This is a genomic window from Haliea atlantica (assembly GCF_054779855.1).
Map to the genome: position 1 here is coordinate 19,401 of NZ_BAAGXL010000017.1, position 26,245 is coordinate 45,645.

Consider the following 26,245-nt stretch of genomic DNA (forward strand, 5'->3'; position numbering starts at 1 on the left):
GACAATGACTAACACCACCTTAATGCTGCTCAGACAGCTAAAACTCACCGGCATGGCCGATGCACTGACCATGCAACAGACACAGCCGAATAACTACGACAACTTAAGCTTCGAAGAGCGACTGCAATTACTGGTCGATGCTGAGCATCTCGAACGCGGCCAGCGAAAACAACAGCGCCTGCTAAAGGCTGCAAAACTCAAACTACATGCTACCGCCAGGGACATTGATTACACCCATCCGCGCGGTTTAAAACAGGCGCACATGGCCAGCCTGTTGCAATGTGAATGGGTACATAAGCACCAGAACTTACTGCTCACCGGGCCGTGTGGTTGCGGTAAAACGTATCTGGCCTGCGCCATGGCTCACACTGCCTGCATGAAAGGCTACAGCGTCAGGTATTACCGGCTATCCAGACTGATGCTCGAATTGAGCCAGGCAAAAGCCGATGGTACTTACAGCAAAATGCTGCAACAACTTGCCAAAATAGACATCCTCATCCTGGATGACTGGGGCCTTGAGCCATTAAAGGCTGCCCAGCGCAACGACCTGATGGAAATCATGGACGACAGAAACAACCACAGCTCAACCATTATCATCAGTCAGCTACCCACTGACCAATGGTATCAATCCATCGGTGATAACACGCTTGCTGATGCCATACTCGACCGCCTGATGCACAACGCGCACCGGATAAAACTAAAGGGAGAATCAATGCGGAAAACACGCTCAGAGTTGACTGATGGTGAACACTTAGCGTAAAAATGGGCTTCGCCCAATGCGGGAAATCTTAGGTGTTCACGATGCACCAGAATCCGTGTTCACGTTCAGCAGAATACGCAGCTTGAGCGATTTGTTCTCGATCGAGGTGTTTTTTGACATTAACCAAAAGGCTAATAATATACTCTCGAGCAGGAATGGGATTTTCATAATGATGAGTGGCAGATACGTTTATTGTGGGATTTAAAATAATGATTTTCTCTTATAAATGCCCATCGCTATTTATTTAATAAATTAAAATGCTGACTAGTTGTTTGAAACAAATTGCGATTTAGGCAGTGGGTATGGGTAGTTTGAGTAGCTGTTGCACTCAAAAAATTAATGAGGGAAATAACTCGCTTAACCTGAGGGGGAAGCGAGTAGCAATACGAATTTAGTACGTAATTGAATTAGTAAAATTCAATTAGATGCAAACTATATTTTCAGCTTGTGGACCTTTAGCTCCTTGCGTCACGGTAAACTGAACGCTTTGGCCTTCGGCTAAGGTTTTAAAACCATCGCTAACTATCGCGCTAAAGTGTGCAAAAACGTCAGGACCTGACTTTTGCTCAATAAAACCAAACCCTTTCGATTCATTGAACCATTTAACTAAACCTGTTGTTGTATTAGACATAATAGATATCCTAGATATAAAAATATTGACCTGAAATTCAGGAGATAAAGCAGGAAGAAAACGAAAATTTAATTGAGGATAACGCGGGGAATTATGAAATAATGCAACGAGATATTAACATATAAATTTGGCTTTCTCTCAAGCCGTATGCATACGATACGCTTAAATACCCACAACTGCAAGTTATAATTTGCTTTTTTAATTTCAAATCATTAGTGGTCCTAACAATGTGAAAATCTGGGCTCGTAGGTCGCTTGGTGTTGAGATGGAACATTGGTCTATGCCTGATCTTCGCAGAACGATGCGAACGCGAATGTCGGCCATTACGACACAAGAAGTTGCCGAGTTGATGATTGGCCACAGCAAAAAAGGGTTGGATGCTATCTACAACTAATATCAATACCTAAATGAAATGCGTCATGCTTACGACATTTGGTATCAACAACTAGAAACCATCATTGAGCCGACAGGCTTTCCATTCAACTGGCGTTTCGGACAATAAAATAAAAGAAAGAGGCTCAGTCCTCTTTCTTCTCATACTCCTCCAAATCTTCAATGTGCCAAAGCTTGTTTCGTGTATTTCGGTTGATACGAGGTTGCGGCAAGCTGCCATCTTTTATTCTTCGCCAGAGCGTCGTATAGCTAATGTGGTAACGAGCCATCACTTCGTAAGACGTGAGAAAAGGGGTTACTTGGTGTGCGACTGCTGTCATCTGCATTCTCCTGAAAATCAATGTAAAGCTATCATCGCCTGATCCATCACTGGTTGATGGTCAGAAAGATGCATGATTTGTTCAGAAGATCAGCCTTATCATGACACCAGTATCATTGTGCAGTTTACCAAATTTCCAGTTTACGGCGAAAAGCGCCGTAAAATCGCATTAAGTTAAACCATCTTTATCGATATGCACGCTCTAGCTACTAGGTATTCAGCGTAGCGGTATGCTTCGTAAGTGCATTTCAATGGCTTCAATGACTGACTTAGTAAGGGGTAAATGCGCTTTTTCTTTCGCCCATACCTCATGGAAGCCTGCTACAGTTTGCTTTGCAGTATCTAACACCAATTTTTCTGGCAACATGGCTTTAGCCGCTAAGTGTGATAGCTCATCCAGCGTGAAATCGGTGAATTTCTTGCTACGGCTCACCTTCAGCGATGCACTATCATCGGGGATATAAGGAATGGTTGAAACAAAGTCATAAGCAGGTGCAATAGACGCAGTGCGCTTATCTTTGTAAATCACAGACCAATTCTTCAAATGCATATCGGCATTGCCAATTAGCGTGTTGAACACCAATCGGCGAGTAAATTCTGCAATGTCTTCGTCTTTACCTTCAATACCGATAACCTGAGCAATATTTCGCATACTGGCTTTTTTGTATTTATCTTGAGGATAAACGCCAAACACTTGCGCAAAGTCCTCAATGTGAACAGCTTGACCATCTGCACGGTCAAAACGCTTTATCACAAAAGCGCTATCTCCAAATTTGCCAATGCCATTTGGGATATTAGTAATCCGATTAATAGGGAGTAGCTGAGTCTCTGGCACATCCATTCCCAACATTCGAGCCAGTTCCATCATTGAATATTCATTTTCTGGCACAGCTTCAAATCGAGACGACGGTAATTTTACAATCCAAGAGCCACCTTGACCGGTTGCTGGGATCGTCAAACCGCCATTTGCCTGCTGCACAGCTGAAAACTTCAATTGCACTCCCGCCAATGAGAAGCGCATCGGCGCTTCAATTTTCGTTTCATCGTCAATGCCTTGATGCACATTAGGTGGCAGCGCTTCACCATCCGCCGGTTCAACCGTGATCGCGCCAGCTAAATCCTGCCCTAGCACCCACAATAGAAAAAACTCCCGTGCTGGGTTCACACCAGCACGCTCAGCCAGGTAATTACGCATGGTTTCTTCTGGTAAAAGGTTGGAGAAAAACGGGGTTAACTTAGTTTGGGTAGGTTTGAAGCTAGTCAGCAGGCCACCGAGCGAATCTTTAAAGCCAAGCCCTAACACAGGCCGCGATTCGTCATTAATGTACGAATCCATAAAGGCAAAAAGTGTTCTGTCATTACCCACGTTGGTGATCGTTGCGATCGGTTCACCATAGAGCAACACGTTGAGCGTAGAGACATGGTTAGTCATCGTCGTCTTCCTCTAACTGATACGCGGGCGACATTGGCTCACCCTCATCGCTGATGCCGTTAATACCTTGGCCACTTCGAATGATCGACTTGATGGCAGGTACAGACTTTTTAGGCGCAACCAATAGCTCTAGGTCTAGTACACGGGCAAGTGCAATCAAACTGGATATTCTTAAATCAACACTGCCAGACTCGATTTTCGAAATATGGCTTTGAGGCACACCCGAACGAGCACTTAACTCTCTCTGGCTAAACCCCTTTCGTACCCGAGCTTCTCGAAGACTTTCTAGTATCTGCTCTGTTACATAGCTCATTTCGATACGCCTTAATGCATCACTTAAGAATAATTATATACAAAAACATATCACATCAACTCAAATAACACAAATTCGATTAGCCATTACATATCAAAAGCCATGACCTGATATATAATTACATATAAGTAGAAGGAGATTTTTGTCATCGACAAAAGAGCGATACTCTCGCTGATAATCACGAACTGACGCATCAAACTCCCTAAGTACTTTTGTCGCTCAGCCCTTATACAGCAAGGGCTACAGAAGAACTCGCGTCAAATCGCCAGAAGATAAGTGCAACAAAGAGGAAGTTTGTACACAGTTACAGGAAATTTTGTACACACAAGTCGAAAAACAAGTGCAAAATGATGGTGTAAACAGCAACTAAATTTGAAGGTAAGTCTGATATCTCAATTAGAAATAACCGTATTGGTTCGCTTCAAACATCTTCAAAAACAAACACTAAAGCAAAAATTATACCAACAATAAACTCCCTCATTAAATTTTGTAATTTGGTACAGAAGAAAACATTTACCAAAAAAAGAGACTCTTTTTAACGGTAGTACTTTTTACGTCAAACCCAGTAACCACATGGCCTACAGCCATGTTTGTGTCATGGAATTTTCGCCAAAGGCCTCTAAAACGGAATTTGTACTCAAGTTTGTACACACTTTCCGAGGTTACGCTTGAACATCATTGAAAAGCAAATAAACGAGAAAAAGACAAAAAGCCTTTAAATTCAGTACGTAGAGATGTGATTGTGGTGTGCAATGTAAGGTGATTTTAAGCGTTGAAAGGCTGGGCGGCATCAGGGTGGGAGATGATGGCGAAGGTGCGGCGCGCGGCCACCGCCTGTGCAAGTGCGGTCTGTGACATGAGTCGGGTTTCTTTGCCTGGAGGATGGTGGCTGCCCGCGCCGCCGCCAGGGCGGTCGCCGCGGACAGTGCCGGAATTCAGCGCGCATTTTCCCCCATCGACTGCGCCGACACAATCGCGGCGCAGCTCTCACCGCGGAACTGTTCGCACACCGTGCGGTCCATGCTCCAGTTTGCGGTCTCTTGCGTATAATCGCGGGAAACCACTGCCTCCTGTCGCCTGCAGCCGGCGACGACGCACCCAAGACAAGGCCAACATGAAGAAACTGCTGTTAACGGCTGGCGCGCTTTCCGTACTCGGAGCGCTACTGCTGCCTCGCCTGTTGCCGCCACAGACGGGCGCCGAAAGCGCGCAACGCAGCGCGCCCGCTGTACGCACCCAGCGCCTCGAACCACAGGCCTTCGAGAGCCGCCTGGTGTTCAATGGCACCCTGCGGGCCGAACAGTCCCTCACCCTTCACTCCGAATTGACCGGGAAAGTCGCGGCCATTCACTTCCGTGACGGCCAGGATGTGGCCGCTGGGGACCTCCTGCTGGAAATCGAGGACGACGAGCTGCAGGCAGAGCTGCGTTCCATCAGTGAACAACTGGATTTCGCCACCACCAATGCGGAACGCTTGCAGAACCTGTTCACCAGCGGTTCGGTGACGGCCAATGAACGCGACGATGCCGTCAGCCAGCGGGATGTGCTGCGCGCCGAGGCCGCGCGCCTGCAGGCGCGCCTGGACAAGAGCCGGGTCCGCGCACCCTTCGACGGCACGCTCGGCCTGCGCCAGGTCAGCCTGGGCGAGCTGATCGAGGCCAACACCCCGATTACCACTCTGCACTCCCTGGACCGCCTGCAGGTCGACTTCAGCGTGCCGGAACGCTACGGGGCACGGATCACCCCCGGCATGCGCCTCGCCCTTGGCGTTGCAGGGCAGGAGCGCGAATTTGCGGCGGTGGTCCGCGCCGTTGATCCCCAGGTCGAGGTGAGCACACGCACCCTGATTGTCCGCGCCGATGTGGATAATCGCGAGCGTCATCTGATGCCCGGCAACTACGCCCGCGTCGAGATGGTCAACCGGCAGGAAGATGCCCTGGTGGTGCCGAGCATCGCGGTTCTGCAGAGCCTGGATGCCGTCTCGGTGTTCACCGTGGAAGATGGCAAGGCCGTGCGCCACGAAGTGGAAACCGGGCAGCGCACCCGCAACAGTATCGAGATACTGCGCGGCCTCGAGGCCGGTGCGGAAGTGATCACCTCCGGCATCCAGAATGTTCGCGAAGGCCAGCCGGTCGAGGTACAGCCCCGCGGGACCCTCAGCTGATGCGCCTGCATGAACTGAGCATCCAGCGGCCGGTGCTGGCCATTGTGATGTCCATCGTGATCGTGGTCTTCGGGGTCATCGGGCTATCCGAACTGCCGGTGCGTGAGTTCCCCCTGGCCCAGCGGCCGATTGTCGCCGTTCAGACCAGCTATCCCGGGGCCAACCCCGCCGTGGTGGAGAGCCAGATCACCGAGCGCCTGGAGGAGGAACTGAACACGGTCTCCGGGATTCGCACCATGACCTCCATCAGCCGCGAGGGGCGCAGCACGGTCACGGTGGAGTTCGATCTGGGGGACGATCTCGATCGCGCCGCCAATGACATCCGCGATCGCGTGGGCTCCGCGGTGCGCCGCCTGCCGAATGACGCCGAGGCCCCCACGGTATACAAGGCGGACGCCGACGGCGACCCGATCATCTTTCTCGGCGTGCGCAGCAGCCAGCGCAACCTGCTGGAGTTGAGCGCCCTGGCGGACAACCTGTTCAAGACCCGTTTCGAGACCATCACCGGGGTTGGCCAGGTGGATCTCTGGGGTTATAAGGAATACGCCATGCGCCTGTGGCTGGACCCGGACGCCATGGCCGCCCACGGACTCACCGCGATCGACGTCCGCGAGGCTTTCGCCGCCGCCAACGTGGAATTGCCCACCGGCCGCATCGAGGGCGACAGTATCGACGTCAATATCCGCACCCTCGGGCGCCTGGACGACGACCCGCAGCAGTTCATGGACCGCATCATCCGGCGCGACGGTGACCGCGTGGTGCGCTTCCGCGATATCGGCCGCGCCGAGCTGGGTCCGCTCAATGAGCGCACGGTACTGCGGCGGGACCGGGTGACCCAGGTCGGTGTCGTGATCCGCCCCCAGAGCGGTGCCAACGAGATCGCCATTGCCGACGAGTTCTACCGGCGCCTGGCGCTACTCAAACGCGACCTGCCGATGGACGTCGATGTCGCCATCGGCTTTGACACCACCCGCTTTATCCGCGCCAGTATCGAGGAGGTCATCCAGACACTGGCCCTGGCCCTGGTGCTGGTTTGCCTCACCATCTTCGCCTTCCTGCGGGAGTGGCGCACCACCCTGATCCCCATCATCACCATTCCCATCTCGCTGGTGGGCACGTTTTTCGTACTCTACCTCTCGGGCTTCTCGGTCAATGTGCTGACGCTGCTGGGGTTGGTACTGGGTATCGGCCTGGTGGTCGACGATGCCATTGTGGTGGTGGAGAACATCTACAAGCGGGTGGAAAAAGGGGAGCCCCCCCGCACGGCCGCCGCCGACGGGGTCCGGGAAATTTTCTTCGCAGTGATCGCCACCAGCCTCGCCCTGACCGCGGTCTTCGCACCGCTGATTTTCCTCGGTGGCCTGACCGGCATGCTGTTCCGGGAGTTTGGCGTCACCCTCGCCGCGGCGGTCCTGATCTCCACCTTCGTGGCCCTCACCCTGGCGCCGATGCTGTGCTCCCGCCTGCTCAAGAACCGCGCGCAGCACCCCGCGCTCTACCGGGCGACCGAACCCTTCTTTGACGGGCTGGCGCAGCGCTATCGCAGCAGCCTGCAGGGCTTCCTGCAGCGCCGCTACCTGGCTCCCCTGGTCCTGCTGGGCTGCCTGGGCATCATGCTCGGCATCTTCCGCACCCTGCCCGAGGAGCTGGCCCCCCTGGAAGACCGGGGCATGTTGATTGTCTCCGCCAAGGGCCCCGAGGGAGCGGGCTTTGACTACATGAACGAGGCCATGCTGGATCTCGACCGGCTCATGCGCGACACCCTGGGCGACAGCGCCGAGGCCCTGCTGACGGTGACCTCCCCCGGGTTTGGCGCCTCGACCACCACCAACACCGGCTTCTCCCGGGTGGTATTGACGCCCGCGGACCAGCGCGAAGCAAGTCAGGCAGAGCTCGCCGTCAGGCTGGGGCAGGCACTGGCAGGTTTCCCCGAACTGCAGGCCTTCGTGCGCCAGCTGGATACCATCAATGTCGGCTCGCGCGGGCTGCCGGTCCAGTTCGTGGTGCAACACACCGATATCGAGCGGGTGCGCGAGGTGATTCCCGAATTCCTGGAGCGGGCCCGGGCCCACCCCGCCTTCAGCTTCGTCGACGTCGACCTGGTATTCAATCAGCCCGAGCTGGTGGTGGATATCGATCGCAATCGCGCGGAGGCCCTGGGCGTTTCCACGCGGGATATCGCCGATGTAGTGCAAGCCTCCCTCAGCGGCCAGCGCTTTGGCTATTTCCTGCGCGAGGGCGAGCAGTACGAGATTATCGCGCAGCTCCAGCGCAATGCGCGCAACGCGCCCGCCGACCTGTCCCGCCTGACCGTGCGCGCCAGCAACGGCGCGCTGATCCCCCTCGATAACCTGGTCACGTTGCGGGAGCAGAGCACGGCCCAGGTGCTCTACCGCTTCAACCGCTTTACCGCCGCCACCTTCTCCGCCAACCTGGCGGAAGGCTACGCCCTGGGCGATGGCATCCAGGCCATGCGTGACATCGCCACAGAGGTACTGGACGAAACCTACACCAGCGAGCTCGCCGGGCAGTCCCGGGAGTTCGCGGAGACCGGCAGCAGTCTGGTCTTTGTCTTCGTCCTCGCGCTGCTGCTGATCTACCTGGTGCTGGCGGCCCAGTTCGAGAGTTTCCGCGACCCCCTGGCCATCATGCTGACAGTGCCCATGGCGATTACCGGCGGCCTGCTCGCCCTGTGGTATTTCGGCCAGACGCTGAACATCTTTTCCCAGATTGGCCTGATCATGCTGATTGGCCTGGTCACCAAGAACGGTATCCTGATCGTGGAGTTCGCCAACCAGCGACGCGCCGCCGGGCTGAGCATCGCGGAGGCCGTTGAAGACGCCGCCGCCGCGCGCTTCCGGCCGATCCTGATGACCACCCTGTCCACGGTCCTGGGCACGCTGCCCATCGCCCTGGCCCTGGGCGCCGGCTCACAGAGCCGGGTGCCCCTGGGCCTGGCAGTGATCGGCGGCATGCTGCTGGGCTCGCTGCTCTCCCTCTATGTGGTCCCCGCGGCCTACCGCTGGCTTGCCGCGCGTCGGCTGCCGTCCGCGGAAGAAACGGACGCGGGCGACAGCCGCGAGCAGCGTGCGGGAGAGCCCGCGGACGCGCGTCTCTAACGGTACAGGCGCAGCTCGCAGGCGCGGGCGGCGTCCGACCAGGGAAAGCGCGTGGCCCGCGCCGCCTCGACCAGCGCCCGCCAGCGACGTGGCTGTTGGCGGCGCAGGCGCAGGGCGGTTTCCAGCCGCTCGAGCAGGGCCGCGGCGCGCGCCGGGTCGCTGTCCCCGCTGAAACGAAATCCATTGACCCCGTCCGTCACGGTGTCCACCAGTCCGCCCACCGCATGCACCAGGCAGGGCTGGCCCGCACGCATGGCCAGCATCTGGCTGATACCACAGGGCTCGAAGGAGCTCGGCATCAGGAACAGATCACCGCTGGCATAGATGGGGTCGGCCAGCGTCTCCGAGTAGCCGCAGAGAAACAGCAGGCGCTCATCCGCCTCCGCCACCGCGTGGAAAAACTGCTCCTTGGCCGGGTCACCGCTGCCCAGCACCAACAGACGGTCGCCCGGCCCCAGGCAGTCGAGAACGTGGGCCAGGCAGCTGCGACCGTCGGGCATCGCCTGTTGCAGCAGGCGCACCTTCTGGTCGGTCAGGCGCCCCACCGAAGTCAGCAGGGTTCCCGGCGGCTCACTCCCGCTGGCCCGCAGGGCGGCGAGACGCCGCCGCGCCAGCTGGTGGACCCCCTGCCCGGGCTGTTCACGCAACCAGCGCTCAACCTGCTCCGACAACAGCGCCGCCAGCCAGGGAAAGCCGCGGCCCGGCATTTCCGGGGCGGGGTATTCACAACCGTTGAGAATGCCCACCAGGCGCCCCTGTGCCTCGGCGAGGCGCAGGTCCCCGGCCAGACCCTCTCCGGCCTCCCCGAGGATCTCGCGGGCGTAATGCGGCGATACCGCGTGCACGCGCTGACACAGGGTGATGCCGGCGCGCATGGGGTTGTAACAGTCGGCATAGCGCGGGTCGCCAATCCAGGCCGGGTCGAAGTAAAGCCCGGGGAACCAGGCCTCGAGGGACGAGGCGTCCCCGCGCAGGGGGCGGATGCCCTGCAGCGCGAGATTGTGGATCGTATAGACCCAGCGCAGTGCCTGCAGGGGCGCGAAACGGGGGTAGCCGCGTGCCAGCACAGCCAACCCCGCGGTGTGCCAGTCGTGCAGGTGCACCACATCCGGCCAGGGCAGCAGGCCCGCGGTGAGCGCCTGGGCGACAGCGCTGCAGAAGCGCGCATAGCGTGTGGCATCGGAGGCGAAGGGGCGCTGGGCACCGTCGTCGCAGTAAATCCGGCCCTCGCCGCAGCTCGCCAGGCCCGGATACTCGAGCCCGAGATAACTGACACCCGCGTGGGCTCGCGGCGCGGGCAGCTGCCACACTCGGCAACGCTGCGGGCTACCGGCGAAGGGCGCCTCGAACACGCTACCGGAGGAGGCGCCCGGCAGGGCCAGAAAGGGCGCGTGGGCCGGCGTAAGCACCGTCACCCGGTAACCGCGGTCCGCCAGTGCCCGGGGCAGGTCGCGCAGCACATCGCCCATGCCACCCACCTTACCCCCGGGCAGCGCGGCGTTTTCCGCCGCCACCATGAGGATATGCAGGCGCGCCTCAGGTGACGACATCGGGGCCTTCGCGCTGCAGACGTCCGCGGATGTCCACCAGCGCTTCGACGGCTGTGATCAGCGGCGCGAGGGCCTTCTGCGGCTGCATGTCCAGCAGGGCCGGATCGCGCTGGTAGCTGTCCAGGTAGACACGCAGGGTGGCGCCGGCGGTGCCGGTCCCCGACAGGCGCAAGACTGCCCTGCCGCCATTGCTGAATTGCACCCGCAGGCCCTGCCCGACACTGGTCTCGCCGGTGACCGGATCGGTATAGGCAAACTCGTCGGCACTGGCCACCGTCAGTCCCCCAAAGACCTGTCCCGGCAGCGCCGGCAAGCGTGCGCGCAGGTCCTCCACCAGGGCATCGGCAGCCCCGCTGTCCACCCCTTCGTAGTCGTGCCGGGTGAAGTAGTCGCGACCAAAACGCAGCCAGTGCTCGCGCAGGATCGAACGGGCCGGACGCTGCAGCTCGGCAATCAGGTTGAGCCAGAACAGCACCGCCCACAGACCGTCCTTCTCGCGCACATGGTCGGCGCCAGTGCCGAAGCTCTCCTCGCCGCAGAGGCGGATGCGGCCGGCATCCAGCAGATTGCCGAAGAATTTCCAGCCGGTCGGTGTCTCGTAGCAGGGAATGTCCAGGGCCGCGGCGACCCTATCCACCGCACGGCTGGTGGGCATGGAGCGCGCCACGCCAGGCAACCCGCCGGCAAAGGCGGGAATGCGGTGGGCGTTGGCCGCCATGATCGCCAGGGAATCGCAGGGATTGATGAACAGGCCGCTGGCGAGCACCATGTTGCGGTCGCCATCGCCGTCGGAGGCGGCGCCAAAGGCCAGGGGCGCGTCCCCGTTCATGCGCGCCACCAGCTCCGCCGCGTGGGCCAGGTTGGGATCCGGGTGGTGCCCGCCAAAGTCTTCCAGGGGGGTGGCATTGATCACCGTGCCCACCGCCGCGCCGAGGCGCTGCTCCAGGATCTCCCGGGCGTAGGGCCCCGTCACCGCGTGCATGGCATCAAAGCACATGTGAAAACGCGGATTGGCCAGCAGCTTGCCAATCGCGGCAAAGTCGAATTGTGTGGCCAGCAGGTCGGCGTAATCCGCCACCGGGTCCACCACCTCGATATGCATGCCGCCCAGATGCTGCGGGCCCTCGCAATCGATATCCACGGTCTGCGCGGTGTCCAGGGTGAGGTAGTGATCGATCTCCTGGGTGGCGGTGTAGATGCGCCCGGTCACCGACTCCGTGGCCGGCCCCCCGTTGTCCCCATTGAACTTGATGCCGAAGTCACCCTCCGGACCGCCGGGGTTGTGGCTGGCGGAGAGAATGATACCGCCGTCGGTGGCGTACTTGCGTATCAGGCAGGACGCGGCGGGGGTTGAGAGCAGCCCCCCGCGGCCCAGGATCACCCGCCGCACGCCATTGGCGGCAGCCATGCGCAGGATGCGCTGCACCGCCTCGCGGTTAAAAAAACGGCCATCGCCCCCCAACACCAGACTGCGGCCCTCGCCACCACCGGTGGCATTGAAAATGGCCTGCACAAAATTTTCCAGGTATCCGGGCTCGCGGAATACCGCGACCGGCTTGCGCAGGCCCGAGGTGCCGGGCTTCTGGCCGGGAAAGGGACGGGTGGCAACCCTGACTGGGGACATTCTTACCTCTGTATCCATGTTTACATGTAACCCTCGGGCTGGCCGAGCATCCCCCGGGTGACCAGGACCAGGCCCGACTCGGTGACCCGGAAACCGTTTTCGCGATCCTGATTGGCGTCGAAACCGATCACCGTGCCCTCGGGAATCACACAGCCGCGATCGACAATGCAGTTGCGCACCTTGACACGCCGCCCCACCTCCACGTCCCGCAGGATCACCGAGTGGGACACCTCCGACCAGGAGTTGATCCGCACCCCGGAAAACAGCACCGAACGGACAACCCGGCTGCCGGAAACGATGCAGCCGCTGGAGACCATCGAATCCACCGCCATGCCCCGGCGATCCTCGTCGTTGAACACGAACTTGGCGGGCGGCAACTGCTCCTGGTAGGTCCACAGGGGCCAGTCGCGCTCGTAGAGATTCAGCGGCGGCGACGTGGCCACCAGCTCCATGTTGGCCTTCCAGAAGGAGTCCAGGGTACCCACGTCGCGCCAGTAGCCGCGGCCGCCCCCGGCATCGCGAAAGGGATAGGCGTGGACATGGTGGCTGTCGACCAGGGCGGGAATGATATCGTGTCCGAAGTCGTGGGACGAGTCCGGTCGCGAGGCGTCCTCGATCAGGCACTCAAAGAGAAAGTCGGTATTGAAAATGTAGTTGCCCATCGAAGCCAGCGCCTGCCCGGGGTTCCCGGGAATCTCCGCCGGCTGTTCCGGCTTCTCCTGAAAGCCCAGCACGCGGTGATTCTCATCGACCTGCATCACCCCATAGCTGCCCGCCGCCTCCTCCACCGGCACCTCCAGACAGCAGACCGTCATGTCGGCACCCGACTCCACATGGCTGACCAGCATCGGGCCGTAGTCCATCTTGTAGATGTGATCACCGGCGAGGATCAGCACGTAATCGGGCATCTCCGAGCGGATGATGTCGAGGTTCTGGAAGATGGCGTCGGCGGTGCCCTGGTACCAGTCCTCGGAAAAGCGCTGTGAGGCCGGCAGGATTTCCACGAACTCCCCCAGCTCCTTCTTGAAATGGGTCCAGCCCCGCACCAGGTGGCGCACCAGGGAGTGCGCCTTGTACTGCGTCAATACGCCGATGCGGCGAATGCCCGAGTTGACGCAGTTGGACAGCGGGAAGTCGATAATCCGGTATTGCCCGCCGAAGTAGAGAGCCGGCTTGGCGCGCCAGTTGGTCAGTTCGTAGAGGCGTGAACCGCGCCCGCCGGCCAGCACCAGGGCCAGGGTATTGCGGGTCAGGCGGCTGACATAGCGGGGGCCGCCGTGCGCCACCGCATTGCTCGGGGTCTCTTCATTCACGGTTGTATCCCTCCCGGAAACCAGATGTCATCGCGGTACTCGGCAATCGTACGGTCGCTGGAAAAGCGGCCACTGGCAGCGACATTGTGAATGGCGCGCTGCGTCCAGGCGTCTGGCTCGGCCCAGAGTGCATCCACGCGCTTCTGTGCTTCGACATAACTGCGGAAATCCGCCACCGTCATCCAGGGGTCGGAAGGCGACAGGAGTGCGGCCAGCAGCGTGTCAAAGAGGCCGCTTTCCAGCAGCGAAAAATGCTCGCTCTCCAGCAGCTGCAGCACCCGCGCCAGGTCCTCGTCGCCACTCACGATCTGCCCCGGTTGATACTCTTCGCGAGTCGAAATCACCTGGTCGGCGGTCAGGCCGAAGAGGAAAAAATTGTCCTCTCCCACCGCCTCGCGAATCTCGATATTGGCCCCGTCCAGTGTGCCGATGGTCACCGCACCATTCATCATGAATTTCATGTTGCCGGTGCCGGAGGCCTCCTTGCCGGCGGTGGAAATCTGCTCGGACAGGTCAGTGCCCGGCGCGATCAACTCCATGGCCGAGACACTGTAGTCGGGCAGGAAGGCCACCCGCAGCCACTCGCGCATCCGGGGGTCGCGATTGATCACCTGGGCCACGTTGTTGATCAGCTTGATGATCAGCTTGGCCATCGCGTAGCCGGGCGCCGCCTTGCCGGCAAACAGCACACAGCGGGGCTGCATGCCCTCGGTATCGCCGCGCTGGATGCGGTCGTAGCGATGAATCACGTGAAGCACGTTGAGCAGCTGGCGCTTGTACTCGTGGATGCGCTTGACCTGGACATCGAACAGCATGTCGGTATCGAAGGCCACCCCGCAGCGACGCGCCACCAATTCCGACAGGCGGCGCTTGCTGGCGCCCCTGACCGCCTGAAAGCGCGTTTGAAAACCGTCATCTGCGGCCAGGTCACGCAGGGCCTCCAGGCGCCCCATATCGGTCACCCAGCCGCTGCCTACGGTTTCATCCAGCAACGCGCTGAGGCCGGTATTGCAGTGGGCCAGCCAGCGCCTGGGGGTAACGCCATTGGTCTTGTTGTTGAATTTTTCCGGGGTCATTTCATGGAAATCGCGAAACAGGCCGGCGGTCAACAACTGGGTGTGCAGCCCGGCCACACCGTTCACCGAGTGCGACCCGACAATACCCAGGTAGGCCATCCGCAACTGGGGATCGGCACCCTCCTCGATGATCGACATGCGCTGAAGGCGGCCGGTATCCCCGGGCCAGCGGTCGGCCACCCGCGACAGAAAACGCGCATTGATCTCGCGGATGATATCCAGCAGGCGCGGCAGCAGCTCGGCAAACAGGCGCACGGGCCAGCGCTCCAGGGCCTCCGGCAGCAGCGTATGGTTGGTGTAGGCCATGCAGCTGCTGGTGATCGACCAGGCCTGGTTCCAGCCCAGCCCGTGGACATCCATCAGCAGGCGCATCAATTCGGCGACGGCCACCGTCGGGTGGGTATCGTTGAGCTGGAATCCGTTCAGCTCGGCGAAGCGCGAGAAGTCTGCGCCGTGGACCTCGACCCAGCGCTGCAGTACATCCTGCAGGCTCGCCGAGGCGAGGAAATACTGCTGGCGCAGGCGCAGCTCCTTGCCGGCCTCGCTGGCATCGTTGGGGTAGAGCACCATGGTGATCTGTTCGGCGCGGTTCTTGGCCGCGACGGCATCGGTGTAACTGCCGGCGTTGAATTCCTCAAGGTCGAACTCGTCGGTCGCCTCGGCCTTCCACAGCCGCAGGGTATTCACGGTGCCATTGCGGTAGCCGGGCACCGGCACGTCGTAGGGCAGCGCCAGGACATCCTGGGTATCCAGCCAGCGCACCCGCAGCTCGCCGTGCTCGTCGCGGCTATAGTCGACGCGGCCAAAGAAGGGAACCCGCTGGGTCGCCTCCGGCACCTCAATCTCCCAGGGATTGCCATGGCGCAGCCAGCGGTCGGGGAATTCCACCTGGTAGCCGTTCTCCAGACGCTGGTGGAACATGCCGTACTGGTAGCGAATACCGTATCCGGTCACCGGCAACTGCAGGGTCGCGCAGCTGTCCAGGAAACAGGCTGCCAGGCGCCCCAGGCCACCGTTGCCGAGGCCCGCGTCGAGCTCCTCTTCCTCCACCTCCTCCAGACCGCAGGCCCAGTCCTCCAGCACCTCGCGCACCGGCGATTCCAGATCGAGATTGAGCAGGGCATTGTTCAGGCTGCGCCCCATCAGGAATTCCATCGACAGGTAGTAGATGTTCTTGCAGTCGCGCTGCTGGCATTGCTGCCGGGTCGCCCGCCACTGCGCCACCAGTCGGTCGCGGACCGTCAGCGCCAGGGCCTGGTAGAGGTAGAAGTGGGATTGCCCTTCGTCATCTCGCCCCAGGGTCAGGGTGTAGTGACGGTGCAGATCCTCGGGCAGGGTAGCCGGCGATAGGTCCGGATCGAGACGGTGGTTCATGTGTCAGGCTTCCTCTTCGAAATAGGCGAGGTGCTGAAGGGACACCGAGGCCAGGGCAGGGGCAGTCCCGTTGACAAGAATCTGCAGGGAGCGCGCTTCCAGTGACAGCTCCGCCCCCGGCGCGAGGCAGTCGGTGGGGCCGGGCCGCAGGTTGCGCGCGGTATCGGCAAACAGGTACCAGTCCTGCGCCGGTGCCAAGGGCAGGCGGAAGGTCTGCGCCTGCTCGGCGGCATTGAAAATCACCAGCAGGTGCCGCGCGGGCAGGCCGCCCTCCCCTGCCGGCTCGGTCAGCAGGTAGCCGAGCAGCTGGTTGTGGTGCTCGTGCCAGTGCTCCTCCCGCATGCTGCGGCCCTCCGGGTTCAGCCACTGGATGCCCTCGGAGTGTGGATCACCCGGTTTGTGTCGGTAGCGGTAGGCCTGCAGCACCGGAAACTGCCGGCGCAGGGCCAGCAGTCGGCGAGTGAAGTGCAGCAACTCGGCGACCTCTTCGCGCTCGTCTTCCCAATCGACCCAGTTCAGCGCGTTGTCCTGGCAGTAGGCGTTGTTGTTGCCCTGCTGGCTGCGCCCGCGCTCATCCCCCGCCAGCAGCATCGGCACGCCCTGGGACACCGCCAGCGTCGCGAGAAAGTTGCGCTGCTGGCGCCAGCGCAGGGCATCGATGCGCGGGTCCGCGGTCGGACCCTCCACTCCCAGGTTGCTGCTCAGGTTCTCCCGGTGGCCATCGTTGTTGTCCTCGCCGTTGGCTTCGTTGTGGCGCTGGCGATAGCTGACCAGGTCGCGCAGGGTGAAGCCATCGTGACTGGTGATGAAGTTGATGCTGGCCCGCGGGCGGCGCCCCTCGTGTTCGAAGAGGTCGCCGGAACCGTGCAGGCGACGCGCCAGCTCCGGCAGCTGACCGGGATCCCCCCGCCAGTAGCGGCGCACGGTATCGCGGTAGCGATCATTCCACTCGCTCCAGTGGGCCGGGAAACGCCCCAGCTGGTAGCCTCCCGGGCCCACGTCCCAGGGCTCGGCAATCAGCTTGCAGGAGGAAAGCAGCGGGTCCTGGGCCAGCACCTGGAAGAAGGCCGCGTTGCGGTCGAAGCCCTGCGCCTGGCGCCCCATCACGGAGGCAAGATCGAAGCGGAAGCCATCCACGCCCATGGCACCGGCCCAGTAGCGCAGGCTGTCGGTGATCAGCTGCAGCACCCGCGGATGGCGCACATTGAGGGTATTGCCGCAGCCACTGTCATTGACATAGAAGCGCGGATCCCCGGACTGCAGCTGGTAGTAGGAGAGGTTGTCGATGCCGCGCAGGCTGACTGTCGGCCCGAGATGATTTCCTTCGCAGCTGTGGTTGTAGACGACATCCAGGATCACCTCCAGTCCGGCCTGGTGGAAGCGGTCCACCATCTCGCGGAACTCCGCCGGGTCGCTCCCGGTCATGTAGCCGGCGTGGGGCGCAAACCAGGACAGGGTGTTGTAGCCCCAGTAGTTGCGCAGGCCCTTTTCGTGTAGGTGGTATTCGTCGATGAAGGCGTGCACCGGCAGCAGCTCCACCGTGGTCACGCCCAGGGCCTTGAGGTAGTCGATCACCGCGGGCTGGGCGAGCCCGGCGAAGCGCCCACGCTGGGCCTCGGGCACGCCGGGATGCCGGCGCGTGAACCCCCGCACGTGGGTCTCGTAGATCACGGTCTGATGCCAGGGCACCCGGTGGGTAACGGCATTGTTGCACCACTCGGGGCGGCTGCAGACGACCGCCTTGGGCATCCAGGCCGCATTGTCGCGGGCATCCATGGCCAGGTCCTGACGGGGGTCACTGGGGGACCAGGCAAAGTGCGTTTCGTGCCAGGCAAACCCGCCCTGCAGGCGCGTCGCATAGGGGTCCAGCAGCAGCTTGTGGGCATTGAATCGATGCCCCGCCTGGGGGTCCCAGGGGCCGTGGACCCGGTAGCCGTAACAGCTCCCCGGCTGCACCCCGGGAACGTAGCCGTGCCAGACGTCCTGGGACTTCTCCGGCAAGCGCAGACGCGACTGCTCCACCAGGCCGGAGGCATCGTAGAGACACAGCTCAACCGCCGTGGCATGCGCGGAAAACAGCGCAAAGTTGGTGCCCGCGCCATCCCAGTGGGCGCCCAGGGGACGCGGGGATCCGGCCAGTATCTTCATCCGTCGGCTTCCCTGGCCAGGTAGACGCAGGCCAGCGGCGGCACTGTCAGCAGCAGCGACCAGGGCTGGCCGTCCCAGGGCAGCGCCTCGGCCTCGAGCGAAACCTCGTTGACCTGTCCGGAGCCCGCGTACACTTGGGCATCGGTATTCAGGATCTCGCGGTAGCGGCCCGGTCCGGGTACACCCAGCCGATAGCCGGTGTGCAGGCCCGGCGTAAAGTTGCAGAGCACCACCAGCACCTGGTCCGTGCCTTGCCCCTGCCGCAGCCAGGCAAATATCGACGCCTCGCGGCGGTCGACCTGGAGCCAGCGAAAGCCCTCGGGGCGATGGTCCAGGGCGTGCAGCGCCGGGCGCTCCCGATAACAGGCATTCAGGTCACTGACCAGCCGCTGCACACCCCGGTGCGGAGCGTCTTCCAACAGCGCCCAGTCGAGGGCCCGCTCGTGGCTCCACTCGCGCCACTGGGCCAGCTCGCCACCCATGAACAACAGCTTGTAGCCCGGGTGCCCCCACATGAAGGCGAAATAGGCACGGAGATTGGCAAACTTCTGCCACTGGTCCCCCGGCATGCGCGTGATCAGCGAGCCCTTGCCGTGGACCACCTCGTCGTGGCTCAGGGGCAGCACGAAGTGTTCGTCCCAGGCGTAGACCAGGCCGAAGGTCATTTCATCGTGGTGATAGCGACGGTGCACCGGGTCGCGCCCCATGTAGCGCAGGGTGTCGTTCATCCAGCCCATGTTCCACTTGAAGCCGAAACCCAGGCCACCGGCATCCACAGGCCGCGTGACCCCGGGCCAGGCAGTGGACTCCTCGGCGATCATCAACACCCCCGGGTGGCGGGCGTGCAGCGTGGTGTTGAGCGTCCTGAGGAACGCGATGGCCTCCAGGTTCTCGCGCCCCCCCTGGGCATTGGGCACCCATTCCCCGGGCCGCCGGCTGTAATCCAGGTAGAGCATCGACGCCACGGCATCCACCCGCAGGCCATCCAGGTGAAACTCCTCCAGCCAGTAATTCGCATTGCTGAGGAGAAAACTCTGCACCTCGGGCCGCCCGAAGTTGTAGATCAGGGTATTCCAGTCCGGGTGAAAGCCCTGGCGCGGGTCGGCGTGTTCATACAGCGCGGTGCCGTCGAAGCGGCCGAGACCGTGCGGGTCGGTGGGGAAGTGCCCGGGCACCCAGTCCAGCAGGACGCCGAGGCCGGCAGTGTGGCAGCGATCGACAAAACAGCGGAACTCGTCCGGGGTGCCAAATCGGATGCTGGGGGCATACAGCCCCACTGGCTGATAGCCCCAGGACCCGTCAAAGGGATACTCGCCCAGGGGCATCAACTGGATGTGGGTGAAGCCCTGTTCCACCACGTAGGGAATCAGCTCGTCAGCGAGCTCGAGGTAACTGAGGAAGCGGTGGTTCTGCTCCGCCCGACGGCGCCAGGAGCCGGCGTGGACCTCGTAGATGGCCACCGGCTGGCCGAGGGGATGGCGGCGCGCCTGCATCCACGCCTCGTCGCTCCACTGCCAGCGGCTGTCACGGCCCATTACCCGGGCGGCCGTCTGGGGCGGGTGCTGCATGGACAGCGCATAGGGGTCCGCCTTGAGGGGCAGCCGGCAGCCATCCCGGTCGACAATCTCGTATTTGTAGTGGGCGAGCTCGGCGACGCCGGGAATGAAGACTTCCCACACGCCCGAACGCGGATGCCGGTGCATACCGTGGCAGTTGCCGTCCCAGCCATTGAAATCGCCGACCACCGCCACCCGCCGCGCGTTGGGAGCCCAGACCGCAAACCGCACACCCTCGACCCCGTCGAGGCAGCAGGCCCGCGCCCCAAGCAGTCGCCAGGCATGCACTTCACGGCCGGCGAGAAAATCCGCGAAATCGTCGTCGCTCAACTGCAGCGGATACTCCGCGCTGTGGTCCGGGGGTCCGCTCACTTCGCCCGCTCCCGGGCGACGGCCGCCAACAGCTCGCGCACCGCCGGGGTGGCGAATATCCGTGCCGTGGTCTCCGCCTGCTTGCGGCGCCAGTTGGGGTACTCCCGGCAGGTGCCGGGAATGTTGACAGGCTCGGTGAGCAATTGCAGGTCCTCGAGTTGCACCATCAACAGGGGCGCGCGGCCGCGGGCACAGGCGCGATGGATGGCCGTGCACAGCGCCATGTCGAAGCTGTCACAGTCCCCCGCCGGGCGCAAGCCCTCGGCGGCAAGCCAGTCGAGTAGCCGCTGCCGGTCGCGGGCCCGCTCCCCGAGGGCCTCCTCCAGCTCGCTGCCGTCGGCCATCAACCCCAACCGCCGGCGGCGCGCCAGGTCACCCGCCGACCACCAGTCCGCCAGTGTCGGCACATCGTGATTGCTCACCATCAGCATGGCGTCATCGCGCTGCTCCCCGGGTGCCAGGAATGCACCGTCATCGCGGCGTTCGAAATACAGCAAGGCGTTTCCGAGCAGCCCGTCGCGGCGCATGCTGGCGCGAAAGGCGGCCGGCACCACGCCCAGGTCCTCGCCGATCACCAGGCAGTCGGCACGGCGACTTTCCAGGCGCAGGAGAGCCATCAGCGCCTCGCTGGGATAGTAGACATAGAGGCCGGCATCCGGCGCTTCCTCCGGCAGGCTCCACCAGGTGCGCAAGAGGGCCATGGCATGGTCCACTCGCAGGGCGCCGCAACTCCGCATGTTCTGGCGCAGCAGCGTGATAAAGGCGCCATAGCCACCCGCGCGGACGCGCAGGGGATGCAGCACCGGGAGTCCCCAGCTCTGCCCCTGGGGGGCGAGCGGGTCGGGCGGCGCGCCTATGCTCGCCGCACTCAGGTAGAGTTGTGGCTGGCTCTCTACCTCGGCGCCGTCGGCTACGGCGCCCACCGCCAGGTCGCGCACCAGCCCCAGACGCATGCCCAGCCTCCGGGCTTCCGCCTGGCAGGCTGACAGCTGTGCCTCGGCAAGCCACTGCAGGTAGCGGACCAGCTCCGGCTGGCCCTTCACCCGCGGGTTGTGGCGACACTCGTGGGCAACAAAGGCCTCCAGCTCGGCACCGCCGCGGGCGACAAAAGCCGCCAGCGACTGCCGACGCTCGGCGCTGGCGCTGCGGGAAAAGGCCTGGTACAGGGCCAGAAACACCCGGTACTTGAGGGCTGCCACCCGCGGATAGTCCACCAGCGCCTCCCCTCGCAGCGCCTGCAGTTCGGCCAGCTCCGGCTCGCCCAGCACCTGCCCGGCCACCTCAGGCCATTCCGGCTCGCGCGCGGGGTCAATCGCCAGGGGATTCAGAAATCGGCGATCCGAGGGGCTGTAGGGGCTGGCCATGGCTTCGTCGCCGGCGCAGGGAGCGTGCAGTGGGTTGAGGAGGACAAAGTCGGCACCGGCGCGGGCGGCCAGTGTTACCAGCTCCGAGAGATCGCCGAAGTCTCCGATACCCCAGTTGTGCTCCGAGCGCAGGCTGTAGAGCTGGCAGCCAAGGCCCCACAAGCGCGGGCTGATCCCGGCCAGGCTGGCACAATGCTCCGGGGCTGCCGCCAGCGTCGCCTCGACCCGCGCGTTCTCCGTACTCAGTCGCAAACGGTGGTAGCCCGCGGGCAGCTCGCCCAGGGGCAGCGCGCGGGCCGAGTAACGGACGCCCTCGGCCACATAGTCCCCCACCTCTGCCAGTTCTGCTGGCCGGAACACCCCCTGAAAGCACTCGCCGGTTTCGCAGGTCAGCCGCCAGCGGAATTCGCGCTGCAGGTCTTCGGGGTGGCAGCGCAGCGGCACCTGGGCGCGGGCGGCGTCGACTATCTCGCACTCGCCCAGCCAGTGACGCCAGGGTGCCACGTCCAGGTCCTCGATGCCCGCCTGCAGCGCCGCCGGATCCTCGGGGTCAAAACCCATCACCTGCAATGCGCGACGGCGCCAGGCCGGGGGCACCTGCCGGCAACTACCGTGATAGTCGAGATACTCGGCACTGATCCCGGTTAGATAAAACAGTTTTTCCAGCTCGTCCATGCGCGATACCGCACTCCTCGCCCGCCCCACAGAACAGCACGCCGGCCGACAGGACGCAAGCCCCATTTTGCAGCAGCCGCTGCGCCATCCTGCGACACACGGCCGCATCCGCAGCGGCGGCGGGTCGCGGTATACTGCCGGCATGACCCTTGTCGACCACTCCGCCCGCTCCGCCTACAGCCCCTCGCTGGCCAACCTGCGCAGCCTGCTGGCAATGCGCGGCATTGCCCTGTTCGGCCAGGCCGCGGTCCTGGCCTGGGTGGTCTGGACCACGCGCAGCACACAGCCCCCCTGGGGCATGGCCCTGGCGCTCCTGGGCATGACCCTGCTGACAGCCGCCAGCCTGTGGTGGTCTCGCGGGGAGCGCTCGGTCAGCGACCGGGAGTTCTTTGTCCAGATCATGCTGGATATCGTCGGCTGGACTGCCCTGATGTACACCAGCGGTGGCGCCGACAACCCCTTCGTGTCCTATTACATCGTGCCCCTGGTGGTGGCGGCGGCGGTCCTGCCCTGGACCTATACCTGGTGGGTCGCCGGCGCAGCCGTGACCGCCTACAGCCTGCTGCTGGTGTTCAACATCCCCTTTCCCCTGTTCTCACCCCACGCGGGCGCTGTCCACGCCGGCATGCACCACAGCGGCCCGTTGCCCCAGGGCGACCTGCACCGCCTGGGCATGTGGTTCAATTTCCTTTTCAGCGCCGGTCTGATCACCTTTTTTGTGGTCCGGATGGGCGGTGTGCTGCGCCGACAGGAAGCCCGGGAAGCGGCGCGGCGGGAAAACCGTCTTCGCCACGACCAGATTCTCGCCGTGGCGAGCCTGGCCGCCGGTACCGCCCACCGCCTGGGTACGCCCCTTTCCACCATGACCATCCTGCTGGAGGACCTGCAGGAGGACGCCGACCTGGGGCAACGGGCGCGGGACGACCTGTCCCTGCTGCGCGGGCAGCTCGGACAGTGTCGCGAGATCCTGCGCGAACTCAGTGACACCGCGGAGCTGTCGGAAACCGGCGAGCGACAGCGGGCCGCGGTGACGCGAGTGGTTGATACCGCCCTGCAGACCTGGGCTGCACGGCGGCCGGGTGTCTCCTGCGAGCTGCGAATCACCGGCTCGGGCGAGGCGCCGATTATCGCCTTTGACCAGACCCTGCCCCAGGCGCTGGAAAACCTCTTCAACAATGCCGCCGATACCGGAAGCAAGCTGATAGAGACCAGGGTCGACTGGGACCAGCGCGAGTGCATCGTCGCCATTCGCGATCGCGGCCCCGGGGTATCGGCGGAGCTCAGTCGCGGCCTGCGTGCCGCGCCCGGCCAGCACAGGGGGCTGGGCATTGGCCTGGTGCTGACCCGTGCCACCGCCGAGCGCCACGGGGGCAGCCTGTCCCTGGACAACGCCAGCGACGGTCCGGGCGCGGTGGCCACCTTGCGCCTGCCCCGGGAGAATCGGGTGTGAGCGAGTCCGGGCGTCTCCTGCTGATCGACGATGACGCGACCTTCCTGCAGGTCATGAGCCGCAGTTTCCGCCGCCGCGGCTTCGAGGTCCTGGCCTGCGCCGGGGCCCGGGACGCCCTGGTCAGCTGCCGGGATTTTGCACCCAGCCACATCCTGCTCGACCTGAACATGCCGGAACTGTCGGGGATGGCGGCGCTGCCGCAGTTGCTGGAAGCGGCGCCGGGCGCGCGACTGGTCGTGTTAACCGGCTACTCGAGCATCGCCACCGCAGTCGAGGCCATCAAACTGGGCGCCACCCAGTACCTGTGCAAGCCCGCCGGCATCGAAGAAATTCTGCGCGCTTTCAGCGGCGAACAGGCCAGCGGGGAGCCTCCGGCGCAGCCGCCCTCCCTGGATCGCCTGGAGTGGGAGCACCTGCAGCGGGTACTGCAGGAAAACGAGGGCAACATCTCGGCCACGGCACGGGCGCTGGGGATGCACCGCCGCACGCTGCAGCGCAAACTGCAGAAGCGGCCGGTCAGGCGCTGAGAGAGTCTGCCGCGGGGGTGCCGGCGGCAGCCCCGAGGTGCCCGGAGAGAATCGCCAGCAGCCGCTCCCCCACCGCCGTCATCTCCGGCGGGCCCGCGGACAGGCGCTCCGCCATGGAAGTAACGCGCAGCCCTTCGTGGCCACAGGGATTGATGCGGGCGAAGGGCTCGAGGTCCATGTCGACGTTCAGCGACAGCCCGTGGTAAGTACAGCCGTGGCGCACCCGCAGCCCCAGGGAAGCAATCTTGTCGCCCTCGACGTAGACCCCGGGCGCATCCGGCCTCGCGGCTGCCGCAATGCCATACTCGTCGAGCAGCTGCACAATGCTGTCCTCGATCAGAGACACCAGGGCACGCACCCCGAGACCGGCGCGACGCAGGTCAATCAACAGATAAACCACCCACTGGCCCGGCCCGTGGTAAGTGACCTGGCCCCCGCGGTCCACCTGGACCACCGGGATGTCCCCCGGTGCCAGCACATGTTCCGCCTTGCCCGCCTGGCCCTGGGTGAACACCCGCGGGTGCTGCAGCAGCCAGAGCTCATCGGGGGTCGAATCGTCACGGCTGTCGGTGAAAGCCTTCATCCGCTCAAAGACCGGCTGGTAGTCCACCAGGCCCAGGTGTCTGCAGTACAGCGCGGCCACGACTCAGATCACCATCTGCACCACACCGGTGGCCATCAGGTCCTGGTGCAGGGCGCGAAGCTGCTCCGGACCGGTCGCGGTAATGGTCACCGTCATGGCGGAAAACGTGCCCTTGCCACTCGCCCGCACGCGGACCGCGCGCTGGTCAAAGCCCGGGGCGTGGCGTTCGAATACCTCGATCACCAGGCGCTCGAAGTGCTCGCCACTGCGACCCACCACCTTGACCGGGTAATCGCAGGGGAATTCAATCCGGGGTGGGTCGACGCTGCTCACACTCACACCTTGAACAGCTTGCTGAACCACATGAGGACACTGTCCCACAGGCGGGCAAAGAAGCCGGCGGGCTCAACTGCCTCCAGTGCCACCACCGGGCCCTCGTGGAGAACCTCCCCCTCCAGCAGCAGGCGCACCGTGCCCAGGGCATCCCCCGCGGCGAGAGGTGCAACCAGGTCCTCCTCCAGCGCCAGCTCGCTCTGGATCTCATCCTTGCGCCCCCGGGGAATGGTCAACACCAGCGGCGACTGCACCCCGACACGCACCTGGTCGGCCACGCCTTTCCAGACCCGCGGCTCCGCCATCGCCTCATCGGCCCGCAGCAGGGACACCGTTTCGAAGAAACGGAAGCCGTAGTTGAGCAGGCTGCGGGACTCGTTCTTGCGGGTGGCCGGGCTGCGAGTGCCCATGACCACGGAGATCAGGCGCATGCCATCGCGCTCGGCGGAAGCCGCCAGCCCGTAGCCGGCCTCGCTGGTGTAGCCGGTCTTGATACCGTCGACCGACGGGTCCTCCCGCAGCAGGGTATTGCGGTTGTACTGGCGGATATCGTTGTAGGTGAAATCGCGCAACTTGTAGAGCGCGTAGTGCTCGGGGTATTTCTGGATCATGCCCTGGGCCAGCAGCGCGAGATCGCGGGCGGTCACTACCTGACCCTCCGCGGGCAGCCCGTGGGAGTTTTCGAAATGCGAGTTGTGCATGCCCAGGGCCTCGGCGTGGGCATTCATCATGTCGGCAAAGGCCGCCTCGGACCCCGCCACGTGCTCGGCGATGGCCACCGTGGCGTCGTTGCCCGAGGCCACCACGATGCCGCGCTCCAGCTGGCCCACGGTGACCGGCTTGCCGGGCTCGATCCACATCAGCGAGGAGCCCGCGAAGACCGGGTTCTGCGACCAGGCATTGCGGCTGACCGGCACCTGGTCCTCGGCATCGATGCGACCGGACTCGATCTCACTGGCCAGCACATAGGCCGTCATCATCTTGGCCAGACTGGCCGGCGGTAGCGGCAGGTCGGCGTTGTGCTCGGCGAGCACCGCACCGCTGTCGGCATCCATCAGGAAATAGGCCTTGGCGGAGAGCTGCGGGGGCGTCGGCACCACCGCCACGGCGGCCGCCTTGGCCGCGCAGCTCAGGAACAGGATTGCAACAAACAGGGATCGCATCATCAC

19 protein-coding genes are annotated in these 26,245 nt (G+C 62.8%); 5 read left to right on the forward strand and 14 right to left on the reverse strand.

Translation table 11 applies throughout. The features are described from left to right. Positions 1-4: 4 nt before the first annotated feature. Positions 5-760 (forward strand): IS21-like element helper ATPase IstB, encoded by a 756-nt coding sequence (gene istB / locus ACYVGS_RS10925; protein ID WP_061485839.1) that lies wholly within the window; start codon positions 5-7, stop codon positions 758-760. A gap of 421 nt (positions 761-1,181) precedes the next feature. Here istB and ACYVGS_RS10930 read toward each other — a convergent pair whose 3' ends face one another. The 4 genes from ACYVGS_RS10930 to ACYVGS_RS10945 form a co-directional block, all read right to left on the reverse strand. Then, positions 1,182-1,391 (reverse strand): cold-shock protein, encoded by a 210-nt coding sequence (locus ACYVGS_RS10930; RefSeq protein ID WP_055464828.1) that lies wholly within the window; start codon positions 1,389-1,391, stop codon positions 1,182-1,184. 518 nt (positions 1,392-1,909) lie between these two features. Next, positions 1,910-2,104, reverse strand: a complete 195-nt coding sequence (locus tag ACYVGS_RS10935) for a helix-turn-helix transcriptional regulator (protein ID WP_000127614.1) — start codon at positions 2,102-2,104, stop codon at positions 1,910-1,912. A gap of 216 nt (positions 2,105-2,320) precedes the next feature. Continuing rightward, on the reverse strand, positions 2,321-3,535 hold the full coding sequence (locus tag ACYVGS_RS10940; RefSeq protein ID WP_460588711.1) for a type II toxin-antitoxin system HipA family toxin: 1,215 nt from the start codon (positions 3,533-3,535) through the stop codon (positions 2,321-2,323). Continuing rightward, positions 3,528-3,848 carry a helix-turn-helix domain-containing protein gene (locus ACYVGS_RS10945; protein ID WP_000122829.1) on the reverse strand — a complete coding sequence of 107 codons (321 nt, stop codon included), beginning with the start codon at positions 3,846-3,848 and terminating at the stop codon, positions 3,528-3,530. The genes ACYVGS_RS10940 and ACYVGS_RS10945 overlap by 8 nt, the downstream gene beginning before the upstream one ends. Before the next feature lie 1,114 nt (positions 3,849-4,962). On the opposite strand from ACYVGS_RS10945, the gene ACYVGS_RS10950 reads away from it, so the two are divergent. Beyond that, positions 4,963-6,012 (forward strand): efflux RND transporter periplasmic adaptor subunit, encoded by a 1,050-nt coding sequence (locus ACYVGS_RS10950; RefSeq protein WP_460588712.1) that lies wholly within the window; start codon positions 4,963-4,965, stop codon positions 6,010-6,012. After that, positions 6,012-9,131, forward strand: a complete 3,120-nt coding sequence (locus ACYVGS_RS10955; RefSeq protein ID WP_460588713.1) for an efflux RND transporter permease subunit — start codon at positions 6,012-6,014, stop codon at positions 9,129-9,131. The genes ACYVGS_RS10950 and ACYVGS_RS10955 overlap by 1 nt, the downstream gene beginning before the upstream one ends. Here ACYVGS_RS10955 and ACYVGS_RS10960 read toward each other — a convergent pair. From ACYVGS_RS10960 to malQ, 7 genes are read right to left on the reverse strand one after another with little or no spacing between them, the layout of a single operon-like run. Further along, complete coding sequence (locus ACYVGS_RS10960) at positions 9,128-10,681, reverse strand: glycogen synthase (RefSeq protein WP_460588714.1); 1,554 nt, start codon at positions 10,679-10,681, stop codon at positions 9,128-9,130. The genes ACYVGS_RS10955 and ACYVGS_RS10960 overlap by 4 nt on opposite strands. Further along, positions 10,668-12,305: a phosphohexomutase domain-containing protein gene (locus tag ACYVGS_RS10965; RefSeq protein WP_460588715.1), complete on the reverse strand. Its 1,638-nt coding sequence runs from the start codon at positions 12,303-12,305 to the stop codon at positions 10,668-10,670. The genes ACYVGS_RS10960 and ACYVGS_RS10965 overlap by 14 nt, the downstream gene beginning before the upstream one ends. 20 nt (positions 12,306-12,325) lie before the next feature. Continuing rightward, on the reverse strand, positions 12,326-13,618 hold the full coding sequence (glgC, locus tag ACYVGS_RS10970) for a glucose-1-phosphate adenylyltransferase (protein ID WP_460588716.1): 1,293 nt from the start codon (positions 13,616-13,618) through the stop codon (positions 12,326-12,328). Beyond that, positions 13,615-16,068, reverse strand: coding sequence for a glycogen/starch/alpha-glucan phosphorylase (locus tag ACYVGS_RS10975; RefSeq protein WP_460588717.1), 2,454 nt, complete (start codon positions 16,066-16,068; stop codon positions 13,615-13,617). The genes glgC and ACYVGS_RS10975 overlap by 4 nt, the downstream gene beginning before the upstream one ends. A 3-nt stretch (positions 16,069-16,071) precedes the next feature. Continuing rightward, positions 16,072-18,216, reverse strand: coding sequence for a glycogen debranching protein (glgX, locus tag ACYVGS_RS10980; protein ID WP_460588718.1), 2,145 nt, complete (start codon positions 18,214-18,216; stop codon positions 16,072-16,074). Further along, entirely contained in the window at positions 18,213-20,144 is a 1,932-nt protein-coding gene (gene glgB, locus ACYVGS_RS10985; protein WP_460588719.1) for a 1,4-alpha-glucan-branching protein, read from the reverse strand. The genes glgX and glgB overlap by 4 nt, the downstream gene beginning before the upstream one ends. Beyond that, on the reverse strand, positions 20,141-22,183 hold the full coding sequence (gene malQ, locus ACYVGS_RS10990) for a 4-alpha-glucanotransferase (RefSeq protein ID WP_460588720.1): 2,043 nt from the start codon (positions 22,181-22,183) through the stop codon (positions 20,141-20,143). The genes glgB and malQ overlap by 4 nt, the downstream gene beginning before the upstream one ends. A gap of 142 nt (positions 22,184-22,325) precedes the next feature. Between malQ and ACYVGS_RS10995 the strand changes: the two genes are divergently transcribed. Together ACYVGS_RS10995 and ACYVGS_RS11000 are read left to right on the forward strand one after the other, a co-directional pair. Beyond that, positions 22,326-23,633 (forward strand): ActS/PrrB/RegB family redox-sensitive histidine kinase, encoded by a 1,308-nt coding sequence (locus tag ACYVGS_RS10995; RefSeq protein ID WP_460588721.1) that lies wholly within the window; start codon positions 22,326-22,328, stop codon positions 23,631-23,633. Continuing rightward, complete coding sequence (locus ACYVGS_RS11000; RefSeq protein WP_460588722.1) at positions 23,630-24,160, forward strand: response regulator transcription factor; 531 nt, start codon at positions 23,630-23,632, stop codon at positions 24,158-24,160. The genes ACYVGS_RS10995 and ACYVGS_RS11000 overlap by 4 nt, the downstream gene beginning before the upstream one ends. On the opposite strand, the gene lipB is transcribed toward ACYVGS_RS11000, so the two are convergent. The 3 genes from lipB to ACYVGS_RS11015 all read right to left on the reverse strand — a co-directional run bounded on the left by lipB (position 24,150) and on the right by ACYVGS_RS11015 (position 26,242). Continuing rightward, positions 24,150-24,743, reverse strand: a complete 594-nt coding sequence (gene lipB / locus ACYVGS_RS11005) for a lipoyl(octanoyl) transferase LipB (RefSeq protein ID WP_460588845.1) — start codon at positions 24,741-24,743, stop codon at positions 24,150-24,152. The genes ACYVGS_RS11000 and lipB overlap by 11 nt on opposite strands. Positions 24,744-24,806: 63 nt before the next feature. Continuing rightward, positions 24,807-25,076: a YbeD family protein gene (locus ACYVGS_RS11010; protein ID WP_460588723.1), complete on the reverse strand. Its 270-nt coding sequence runs from the start codon at positions 25,074-25,076 to the stop codon at positions 24,807-24,809. Between the two features lie 2 nt (positions 25,077-25,078). Continuing rightward, a complete protein-coding gene (locus tag ACYVGS_RS11015; protein WP_460588724.1) occupies positions 25,079-26,242 on the reverse strand; it encodes a D-alanyl-D-alanine carboxypeptidase family protein in 1,164 nt (387 codons plus the stop codon). Positions 26,243-26,245 lie beyond the last annotated feature (3 nt).